This window comes from Aeromonas enteropelogenes (assembly GCF_000819845.1).
GTDB lineage: Bacteria > Pseudomonadota > Gammaproteobacteria > Enterobacterales > Aeromonadaceae > Aeromonas > Aeromonas enteropelogenes.
The window spans coordinates 22,028-31,268 of sequence record NZ_CDCG01000029.1 but is presented as its reverse complement, the minus strand read 5'-3'; the positions used below and the strand labels follow the sequence as shown (position 1 = coordinate 31,268).

General features: G+C 50.2%; 12 protein-coding genes. 6 read left to right on the top strand and 6 right to left on the bottom strand.

The window, feature by feature from the left end; genetic code table 11:
* The 4 genes from uvrD to BN1123_RS20925 form a co-directional block, all read left to right on the top strand.
* A partial coding sequence (gene uvrD, locus BN1123_RS11165) for a DNA helicase II (RefSeq protein ID WP_042027039.1) occupies positions 1-1,992 on the top strand: 1,992 nt, incomplete at its 5' end.
* Positions 1,993-2,260: 268 nt separating this feature from the next.
* Positions 2,261-2,941, top strand: coding sequence for a hypothetical protein (locus tag BN1123_RS11160; protein WP_042027038.1), 681 nt, complete (start codon positions 2,261-2,263; stop codon positions 2,939-2,941).
* A 1-nt stretch (position 2,942) separates the two neighbouring features.
* Positions 2,943-3,506 (top strand): ImmA/IrrE family metallo-endopeptidase, encoded by a 564-nt coding sequence (locus BN1123_RS20930; protein WP_082037531.1) that lies wholly within the window; start codon positions 2,943-2,945, stop codon positions 3,504-3,506.
* Complete coding sequence (locus BN1123_RS20925) at positions 3,496-4,575, top strand: beta family protein (protein WP_082037530.1); 1,080 nt, start codon at positions 3,496-3,498, stop codon at positions 4,573-4,575. The genes BN1123_RS20930 and BN1123_RS20925 overlap by 11 nt, the downstream gene beginning before the upstream one ends.
* On the opposite strand, the gene BN1123_RS20450 is transcribed toward BN1123_RS20925, so the two are convergent.
* The 3 genes from BN1123_RS20450 to BN1123_RS11145 all read right to left on the bottom strand — a co-directional run bounded on the left by BN1123_RS20450 (position 4,568) and on the right by BN1123_RS11145 (position 6,301).
* Positions 4,568-5,176 (bottom strand): sce7726 family protein, encoded by a 609-nt coding sequence (locus BN1123_RS20450; protein WP_052449256.1) that lies wholly within the window; start codon positions 5,174-5,176, stop codon positions 4,568-4,570. The genes BN1123_RS20925 and BN1123_RS20450 overlap by 8 nt on opposite strands.
* Positions 5,177-5,470: 294 nt before the next feature.
* Positions 5,471-5,650 (bottom strand): hypothetical protein, encoded by a 180-nt coding sequence (locus BN1123_RS11150; RefSeq protein WP_042027046.1) that lies wholly within the window; start codon positions 5,648-5,650, stop codon positions 5,471-5,473.
* A gap of 213 nt (positions 5,651-5,863) precedes the next feature.
* Positions 5,864-6,301 (bottom strand): DUF2846 domain-containing protein, encoded by a 438-nt coding sequence (locus BN1123_RS11145; protein ID WP_042027037.1) that lies wholly within the window; start codon positions 6,299-6,301, stop codon positions 5,864-5,866.
* 183 nt (positions 6,302-6,484) lie between these two features.
* On the opposite strand from BN1123_RS11145, the gene BN1123_RS11140 reads away from it, so the two are divergent.
* Positions 6,485-6,979 carry a hypothetical protein gene (locus BN1123_RS11140; protein ID WP_156130544.1) on the top strand — a complete coding sequence of 165 codons (495 nt, stop codon included), beginning with the start codon at positions 6,485-6,487 and terminating at the stop codon, positions 6,977-6,979.
* A gap of 87 nt (positions 6,980-7,066) precedes the next feature.
* Here BN1123_RS11140 and ydfZ read toward each other — a convergent pair whose 3' ends face one another.
* Positions 7,067-7,264 (bottom strand): putative selenium delivery protein YdfZ, encoded by a 198-nt coding sequence (gene ydfZ, locus BN1123_RS11135; RefSeq protein ID WP_026456493.1) that lies wholly within the window; start codon positions 7,262-7,264, stop codon positions 7,067-7,069.
* 267 nt (positions 7,265-7,531) lie between these two features.
* Between ydfZ and BN1123_RS11130 the strand changes: the two genes are divergently transcribed.
* Positions 7,532-8,032 carry a DUF1993 domain-containing protein gene (locus tag BN1123_RS11130; protein WP_042027036.1) on the top strand — a complete coding sequence of 167 codons (501 nt, stop codon included), beginning with the start codon at positions 7,532-7,534 and terminating at the stop codon, positions 8,030-8,032.
* Between the two features lie 104 nt (positions 8,033-8,136).
* On the opposite strand, the gene BN1123_RS11125 is transcribed toward BN1123_RS11130, so the two are convergent.
* Both BN1123_RS11125 and BN1123_RS11120 read right to left on the bottom strand, forming a co-directional pair.
* On the bottom strand, positions 8,137-8,649 hold the full coding sequence (locus BN1123_RS11125; RefSeq protein WP_042027035.1) for a cupin domain-containing protein: 513 nt from the start codon (positions 8,647-8,649) through the stop codon (positions 8,137-8,139).
* Between the two features lie 126 nt (positions 8,650-8,775).
* Positions 8,776-9,147 (bottom strand): cystatin domain-containing protein, encoded by a 372-nt coding sequence (locus tag BN1123_RS11120; protein WP_042027034.1) that lies wholly within the window; start codon positions 9,145-9,147, stop codon positions 8,776-8,778.
* Positions 9,148-9,241 lie beyond the last annotated feature (94 nt).

Genomic DNA, 9,241 nt, shown 5'->3' with positions numbered 1-9,241 from the left:
ACCTTTACCAACAAGGCGGCGGCCGAGATGCGCGGGCGGGTCGAGAAGGTGATTGGCGACGGCGTGCGCGGCATGTGGATCGGCACCTTCCACGGCATCGCCCATCGCCTGCTGCGGGCCCACCATCTGGATGCGGGCCTGCCGCAGGATTTCCAGATCCTCGACTCCGACGACCAGTACCGCCTGATCCGCCGGGTGCTCAAGGCGCTCAACCTCGACGAGAAGCACTGGGCCCCGCGCGCCGTGATGGGCTACATCAACGGCAAGAAGGACGAGGGGCTGCGCCCCGGCGACATCGACCTCTATGGCGACCCCGTCACCCGCACCTATCAGCAGATCTACAAGACCTATCAGGAGACCTGCGATCGCTCCGGGCTGGTGGACTTCGCCGAGCTGTTGCTGCGCGCCCACGAGCTGTGGCTCAACAAGCCGCATATCCTTGAGCACTACCGCGATCGCTTCCAGAACATCCTGGTGGACGAGTTCCAGGATACCAACGGCATCCAGTACGCCTGGCTGCGGATGCTGGCCGGCGACACCGGCAAGGTGATGATCGTCGGCGACGATGACCAGTCCATCTACGGCTGGCGCGGCGCCAAGATAGAGAACATCCAGCGCTTCCTGACCGACTATCAGGGGGCCGAGACCATTCGCCTCGAGCAGAACTACCGCTCCACCGCCAACATCCTCAAAGCCGCCAACAGCGTCATCGCCAACAACGCCGAGCGCCTTGGCAAGGAGCTGTGGACCGAGGGGGCCGAGGGGGAACCGATTTCGTTGTACGCCGCCTTCAACGAGGTGGACGAGGCCCGCTTCGTGGTCGGCCGCCTCAAGGACTGGAAAGAGAAGGGCGGTCTCTTGGCCGACTGCGCCATCCTCTATCGCTCCAACGCCCAGTCGCGGGTGCTGGAAGAGGCACTGATGCAGGACGCCATGCCGTATCGCATCTACGGCGGCCTGCGCTTCTTCGAGCGCCAGGAAATCAAAGATGCCATGGCCTACCTGCGTCTTATCAACAACCGTGGCGACGACGCCAGCTTCGAGCGGGTGGTCAACACGCCGACCCGCGGCATCGGCGATCGCACCCTGGAAATCCTGCGCAACAACGCTCGCGATCAGGGCCAGAACCTGTGGCAATCGGCCAAGGCGCTGCTCAACGACAAGGTGCTGACCGGTCGCGCCGGCAACGCGGTGCGCGGCTTTGTGGAGTTGATCGACGCGCTGGAGGAGCAGGTTTCCCTGCTGCCGCTGCACCAGCAGGCAGATATCGCCATCCAGCACTCCGGCCTCAAGGCCATGTATCTGGCGGAAAAAGGCGAGAAATCCCAGGCGCGGGTAGAGAACCTGGACGAACTGGTCACCGCCTGCCGCCAGTACCAGCGCCCGGACGAGCTGGAAGATATGAGCGATCTCTCCGCCTTCCTCGCCCACGCGGCACTGGAATCCGGCGAGAATCAGGCGGACGAATATGCCGATGCGGTGCAGCTGATGACATTGCACAGCGCCAAGGGCTTGGAGTTCCCGCTGGTGCTGCTGGTCGGTGTGGAAGAGGGGATGTTCCCCAGCCAGCAATCCACCGAGGAGTCGGGCCGGCTGGAGGAGGAGCGCCGCCTCTGTTACGTCGGCATGACCCGCGCCATGGAGAAGCTCTACATCTGTTATGCCGAGAGCCGCCGCATCTACGGCCGCGAGATGTTCCACAAGCCGAGCCGCTTTATCCGCGAGATGCCCGCCGAGTGTCTGGAGGAGATCCGGTTGCGCACCCAGGTCAGCCGCCCCACCCAGTACGGCCGCTTTAGCCAGAACGAGGTGCAGCAGAGCTTCGACGCCAGCGGCATCAAGCTCGGCCAACGGGTGCTCCATCCAAAATTCGGCGAAGGGATCGTGCTTAACTTCGAAGGGGTCGGCCAGCAGAGCCGGGTGCAGATCCAGTTCGACGACGTCGGCGCCAAGTGGCTGGTAACGGCGTATGCCAGATTGGAAGCGCTCTGATTATTCTCTCCTTTTGATAAAAACAACCCGGCTTAGGCCGGGTTGGTGCCTACTTATACTTGCATAAACAGCCCTCTAGGTTTGACTGCTTGAGTTCATGCCCCCAATGGATTACCCCCATATATATTCAAATAGTGTGACATGCCTCATAGCAAACACCTATTTACATGAAATACAAATAAGATATGTATACAATAATGCGCTTAAAACTTTAAACTACTACCATCCACACTTAACTTAATGGTTATCCCTTATATGGTGTTTGAAGATGACAGAAAAAGAATCATTAATTAAGAGGATTTTTTTAGGCTCTGCAGAGATAATATGGGCAGCCATCATTTTATATTTAATAATTTTTACGTTAAATGAAGTTTTCGACAATGTAATTATCGATTATATTAAAAACCATGTAAAATATATCACCTCTGATTCTATAGCTGCAAAATCATTATCCAATGATGATAAGGCAACAATTGAACGATTAATTAACTCTGGTGTTGTATTAACATCAAATGATTTATTAGAGCGAACTGTTGAATTTTACACCAATGTAATTTCCGTTCTTGTTTTCACTGTTTCAGCATTTTCTATCGTGTCCTTTTTTTATATCAAAGGAAGTGTTGAAGATAAAAACTCCAGTCAAATAAGAAGCGCCGTATCAGCATACTTTGAAACAGATAAAGGGAACTACCTACAAACATTAGAGATAGTCAAGAATGAATTTGAAGGATGGACTGATGCGTATGACTTGGATAAAATAGGCCAGATGGTCAGGAAAACAGACTCTACTAGCGAAGATTTAAAGAATATAAAGCAAGAAATTGAAGTTATGATATCTAAGTTTGAACAGTTACGTGCTAATGTAGATTCTCACATTAAATCTCATAGTAGCGATAATAAAGAAGTTGCTGCAGAGAAAGTCGTTAATCCGGAGATGACGGGAAATTAATATGGCAATCAGACCTCGTAAACAGAAAATCATGTCTGATTTTTCACTAGACCAAGCATCTAGTGCCATGGTTATAAAAAATCCAACCCAACTCTTGCAGTTAGCTAAAGCTAGTGACATTGAGACTATGCCACTGGATGTAATTTCTGTTGCGACAAAACTGCTAGGATTACGTCTGCAATTTAAACCGTTAGAAGAATCCGTTTCAGGTTGCTTAAAATTTATTGATGGTCGTTGGACTGTTTATATAAATTCACTTGATCACCCTAAAAGACAACGTTTTACTCTAGCCCATGAGATTGCTCACTTTATCCTTCATAGAGATAATGTAGGATATAACTTTGTAGACAAAGAATTTTTCAGAAGTTCTAGCTCACAAGATAAAATAGAGCTAGAGGCGAACAACTTCGCTGGTGCAATTTTAATTCCAAAGGATGAATTAAAAAAATTAGTTGTCGAAAAGAATATTAGAGAACTAGATAGGTTGAGTGATTTTTTTGACACATCAGCGATCGCTGTTAAGGTCCGTTCTGACGTGATATCTAGGGGGTATTATGATTTCTAATAAAAAGTATTTTCCTACGACCAAGACAACGATAGCCGAGATGAGATGTCTCAAAAACCTATCTGATGATGTTAAAGATGGTATTATTCCTGTTTTTGAGCTTACTAAGTCAAGAAAAACAAAAAATGATAAAGATGGGGATGTTTATAAACGAATAAAAGAAATTTATGATATTTTCGAACAACGACAATTTGTTCTAGATATAACCAATGAACAATCATTAACTAACCCACAAATAGAAAGTTTTTTTGATGACTTTGATAATTGGGTAGACTTTATAAAAGAAATATCTAATTCTTACAACTGTAACGTGATCCCCACAATATTATTATTTGAAGACTCGACGCGCGAAGAAATTACTGATTTATATCATAAACTTAAAACTATTTCAGGTAGTGGGAAGGTGTGTCTAAAAATTGACATGCCAAGTTTTTATAATAAACGTAATCAGGAAACTTTACACACAATTATTGATGTGAGCAAAGAGTTAGATGATGACATTATCATTGTCAACACAGGATTTCTCGATCAAAACAGTGGTGAAACGCATTGGAAATTAAAACAATGCCAGGATGTCTTACGACTTATAGATAAGAAAAGTAATAATTTAGTTGTATTTACAGTATCAACTTTTCCGAAATCAATGCTTGACTCCGCAAGCAAAGAAAAAGAATTTGAAAATCCTGAACATAAGAAGTGTGGTGAAGTAAGCTTCCAATCATTTAAAATATATGAAACTCTTAGGAGAGAGTTTGATTATATTCATTATGGTGACTATGCATGTATTCATCCACATAGAAATGAGGCAAAAGCATTTAAATGGGTACCTAGAATAGATTATCCATTTTCACAGAAAATTTTCTACTTTCGAACTGATGCTGGATATGCCGCGTGTGCAAAAGAATTAGTTCATAAGTACAAAGATATTAAAAACGATCAGTTGAGATGTTGGGGTAGAGATGAAGTCTTTTCTGCAGCTAGCGGAGCCCCAGGAGGGCTTAGCCCATCGTATTGGATTTCGGTAAGGTCAAATATACACATAACAAGAATGCATGGTCTCGTTAAATAGAATTTATTACATGTCGTCGAAGAGAGAGCATCATCAACTTTTCATAGTTATTTAGTTGCTCTCTCTGATTTAAATATAAATCGTATATGCTAGATATACGAGCAGATATATGTTCGTTAATAAGTTTATCTATGTTTTTAATGGTTAGTTTGCCAGCTAAAACATCGTCTATCATGTCTGCTTTATTTTTCTTGCTAGACAATTTTTTTAAAAATGAGAGTTCACACATCGATAACCTAGCCCGAACATCCAACCTCACCCTTAATTTTGCCTTTCTTAATAAGATAAACTCATTATTTTTAATAAAAATTATTCCAGCATCAATATTTTTATTGTCTTGTATCTTTTTTAAATGCTTCTCCCCACATACAACATATGTAGAATTGAAGCATTTTTTATAATCATCAACCTGCTCTTGAAGAGTAGACAATGAGTCAAAATCACTTTTTATTTCAAAGGCAATTAGATATTTATTGCTTGAACATATTATGTCCGCACGACGACGCCCATTTAAAAATGGGAATTCAAACATCATCGTACCACCGAAGACCCTAGGAATATAATCAAGGGACAACAGTTTTATATTTTCCGCATTACCCATATAATCATTAACATCTTAACATGGAAAAGAACATTCATTATTTTATCATGTTTATATATTTTTGTATCTCTTTTATGAGCTCTAGTTCTCTTGCAAAAAACAACTTTGTATATGGGAAATATTTATATATCCCATTTTGTTATACCTTTGATTTAATATAAAACAATCAAGGAATTGTGTTATAGCTTCAAAAGTATAGAGTTAGGTAGCGATCATATATACATTTAGTAGCTAGAGAATTCCCCCTAGTGGTTTGTTCCAATCATCCCATCACCAATCTACTGTAGATCCATCTTATACCGGAACAAGAGCTCGAATTAATGGCAAAGAGGGGTGAGCCTGTTGCACCTTGGCAACGCTGTGGCGCAGCAAGTCGATCTGCTCCACCAGCAGCCGATTGTTGCGCCGCTCCAGCAGGTTGACGGTAAAGAACCTGGTTCCTCCGGGCCACCATGCCCGCCGCCAGTTGGCCATCCCCTTCCTCTCGCCTCGGCCGAAATGCCAAGCATAGCCTTGCCTCACTTCGATCTGCTTGCAGGCCATGATGACGCGGATGTTCCATTACGCGATCGTCCGATTACGCTTCGCTAATCGAACCTACACGGACAGGAAATATGGGGCACCCATCTTTCTGGCAGAAGGCGTAGCTGGTGAGGCTACGCCGTGTTTTTAGGTGAAGAAATCTGATCACTTGACCAACTTGCTCTCCATCACTCCTTGTTTGCCCTCCTCTTCACTGACCTGACTCAGCTTGGAGCGGGCCATCAGCAGGCCCATCTTGACCTCCTGCCAGACGTAGTAGTTTTTGCCCGCCTCGGTGCTGAGGGTCAGGGTGGCATCGTTCTCCGACTTGGAGGTGATGGTGTGGCTGCCCGGCGTCACCTGCTTGAGGATATAGGTGTGGGCCACGGTATCGCCGACCGCCATGCCATCCACCAGCACCGGCATCTTGACGGCGGCCCCGAAGGTTTCATTGCGATAGATATAGAGGTTGGCGGCATTGGCCGGGGCGACAAACTGCTTGGCCTGAGCATCCGCCGAGGTGTCGGCCATGGGCACGGAGGCACAACCAGACAACAGACCCGCCGACAGCAAGGCGGCGGTTACCATTAATTTCCTGAACATAGTCTTTGTTTTTATTGGATTAAAGGGAGGTAAAGGTTCGCATGAGACTTAATTGGCAAGCAACCGCTCAAACCACAGCGGGTGTGACCGGACTCAATATTCCGGCAATTAATGGTGATACCACAGCGCTTTGAAGGAGCCCTCAAGCACGGCATACTGCCCGTTGCTTGATGGGAGTCATTAATGTCTAAATGGATGCCAAGGATGCGCCGACTGGGACGGTGGATCGTGTTCAAAATGGTGCTGGCGCTACTGGCCAGCCTGCTGTTTGCCCTCTCGTTCACCCTGTTCCAGTACGCTTCCTGGTGGCCGATGCTGACAGACAATGCATTTCTTGTGTGGGGCGGCTCCTATCAAGGAAATACCTTTGCCGAGCTGGCTCTGCCCATGCTGGAGTTGGGTACCCTTCTGGGCACACTCTTCTGGCCACTGTTTCTGCTGGCGCCCCGTCTGTTGCTGTTACCACTCTTTACCATGATCTGGCTATGGCAGGCTTACGAAACAGCCTTTATGACGGCGACGGCCTCAACCTGGCAACCCCATGAGATTATTTGGTCCTTTATCCTGCCCCACTGGCACTGGCTACTGGCCATCCTGTTGCCAGCTCTGTTGCTGATCCACCATCTTGGCAAACGACAACCCGGCCTGCGAGCTGATCTAGTGAAACGTGGTAGGTAAACAGGGAGAAATCAGAAACCCGGCCGTCAGACGAGGTGCTGCGGCCGGGTGAATTGTAAAGAGTAGGGTGACAGATAAAGCGGGTTATCAGCCTAGTCTAATCAACTCGATGGGCGCGTAACGCTCTTGAGAGTTGGCCAGCAGCACGCACTTCTCATGCTCTGCCTCATAGGGGGTCATATTGTCGGTGTGGGCCTCCTTCAGGGTATCGACGGCGCCGGTGGCGGCAATCATCACCCGCTGGCCGATGTTGAGCACGTTTCTGTTGCGATCATAGATCTTCATTGCTTTCTCCTTTTCCTGCGTCCGGGCCTGTGCCCGGGACAACGGAGCCAGACTACGCCCCTGAAAAAACGGGATGTATGTCACAGATCAAAAAAGGGGCAAAGAGGGACTCATCACGGCGAGGGAATCCGGGGGCGCTGGCAGAGCCTGTCGGGCTACACGCGCGCGAGCTGCGCTTTCTGCCGCCATGGGCTCGAAGCAAAAGGCGGATCCGTTATAGTGAACCTCGCTCGCACCAAGCCGCTTTCAACCTACAGGGAATGCACCATGAATCGCGATATCACAGCCCAGTTTATCAAGATGCTGACCAACCTCGACCACTGCCTGGCCAAGGCGCAATCCCATGCCGAGGCGAAACAGTTCAATGTGGAGAACTTCTTCAACGAGCGCCTTATCGTCGACATGCTGCCGCTCGCCAAACAGGTACTGATCTGCTGCGATTCGGCCCGCGCCGTGGTGGCCACCGCCAGCCACAGCGAGACACCGGCCATGGGGGACGAACCCAAAACCATGGCGGATCTGCGCGCCCATATCGGCAACACCATCGCCTTTTTGCAAAGCAGGCTGGACGCCGACTACAGCTATTACGAAAGCGGCCACTACTTCCCCTACTGGGCCGATGGCAAGGGGATGGACGGCCATACCTGCGTTCATGAGTACGGCATTCCCAACTTCTACTTCCACCTCACCATGACCTATGCCCTGCTGCGCCAGGCCGGGGTCGATCTCGGCAAGCGCGACTATCTGGGCGGGATCAATTTGCAGTAAGGATTGCAGGCACTACATCGACTCACCGTCGCGAGAACAAGCCACTAGATAACCAACAGCCTGCCATCCGGCAGGCTGTTGCGTTTCAGAGAGGCAGCCAGGCGTTAAAACGGCCCTTGGCTCTCGCGCAGCTGGTCGGGCAGGCCATCGTGATCCCCCAGCTCGCGGGTCGGCACATCATCCCAGTGGCGCTCGCCGATCTGGCGGTTGCGCTCGGGGTGCAGGGCATAGTGGATGCGATTGTCATCCCGCTCCCTGTCGCCGACACAGAGCAGCCGCACCGGCTTGTCGGTGTTGTTGATAAAGGTGTGGGCCAGGCCATCGCCCGCCTTGAAGCCGACCGAGTCGCCGGGCTGCAGCCGATGGAGCTCGCCATCGAGCCAGACATCCGGGGTGCCTTCCAGCACGTGGACGAATTCATCCTCGCTCTCTTCGGCGTGAGGCCAGCTGGTGCGATGACCCGGGGCCAGCAGTTCGTGGTGAATGCCGATGCGGGCAAAGCCGTAGTGGCTGCCAAGGGGACTACCCTGGGACAGTCGCTCCTGGCTGCCGGCGTAGCAACCCGGCTCCGCTTCTTGCAGTTCGCTCCAGTGTTTGATGCAGGGGTGACGGCTCATGGCGGGCTCCTGTGGCACGGGCGCTAAAGGTGGACGCTCATCCTACCTTTGCCGCAGGGCACAGGAAAAGTGGAAGTCGGCTGGCCAGATGAGCCCCTCAGGCGAGGGGCTTGATGGGAGTCGTTGTTACTTCCCCTTGATGCATGGCAGCGGGGGCAGCTGGCCCTGTTGGGCAACCCGGGTCATCTGGTAGTTGCCCTGCAGATCCCGATAGACGCGGGTGTTCCACACCTCGCCGTTGTCGAGCTGGAATTCGATATCGTAGTTGACCCCGGACACCACCTGGCTGCGCACCTCGCGGATGCTATCGAGCTTGGCGGCCGTGTTCATGCGAGCCAGCACGCTGGCCAGTGCGGCGTCGGCCTGGGTATTCGGCAGGGCCTGAACCTGCCAGCCACCGGCCAGCGCGGCACACTGCGGTTGCTGCGGTTGCTGCGGCGCGCTGCTGCAGGCCCCTAGCATGCCCGCCATCAGGATGGGAAATAGCACTCGCTTCATCTGGTGTTCTCCAGTCTCAAAATGACCACTCTATCAAGAGTGCGCGCGCAATATTGTCGCAGCGGTCACGGCCAGACCGGCAAGAGAGCGCAGA

What these genes read in the sequence shown, in the direction of transcription:
- BN1123_RS11160 (WP_042027038.1), top strand. Translation starts at nt 2,261, where the DNA reads ATGACAGAAAAAGAATCATTAATTAAGAGGATTTTTTTAGGCTCTGCA.
- BN1123_RS20930 (WP_082037531.1), top strand. Translation starts at nt 2,943, where the DNA reads ATGGCAATCAGACCTCGTAAACAGAAAATCATGTCTGATTTTTCACTA.
- BN1123_RS20925 (WP_082037530.1), top strand. Translation starts at nt 3,496, where the DNA reads ATGATTTCTAATAAAAAGTATTTTCCTACGACCAAGACAACGATAGCC.
- BN1123_RS20450 (WP_052449256.1), bottom strand. Translation starts at nt 5,176, where the DNA reads ATGGGTAATGCGGAAAATATAAAACTGTTGTCCCTTGATTATATTCCT.
- BN1123_RS11150 (WP_042027046.1), bottom strand. Translation starts at nt 5,650, where the DNA reads ATGGCCAACTGGCGGCGGGCATGGTGGCCCGGAGGAACCAGGTTCTTT.
- BN1123_RS11145 (WP_042027037.1), bottom strand. Translation starts at nt 6,301, where the DNA reads ATGTTCAGGAAATTAATGGTAACCGCCGCCTTGCTGTCGGCGGGTCTG.
- BN1123_RS11140 (WP_156130544.1), top strand. Translation starts at nt 6,485, where the DNA reads ATGTCTAAATGGATGCCAAGGATGCGCCGACTGGGACGGTGGATCGTG.
- ydfZ (WP_026456493.1), bottom strand. Translation starts at nt 7,264, where the DNA reads ATGAAGATCTATGATCGCAACAGAAACGTGCTCAACATCGGCCAGCGG.
- BN1123_RS11130 (WP_042027036.1), top strand. Translation starts at nt 7,532, where the DNA reads ATGAATCGCGATATCACAGCCCAGTTTATCAAGATGCTGACCAACCTC.
- BN1123_RS11125 (WP_042027035.1), bottom strand. Translation starts at nt 8,649, where the DNA reads ATGAGCCGTCACCCCTGCATCAAACACTGGAGCGAACTGCAAGAAGCG.
- BN1123_RS11120 (WP_042027034.1), bottom strand. Translation starts at nt 9,147, where the DNA reads ATGAAGCGAGTGCTATTTCCCATCCTGATGGCGGGCATGCTAGGGGCC.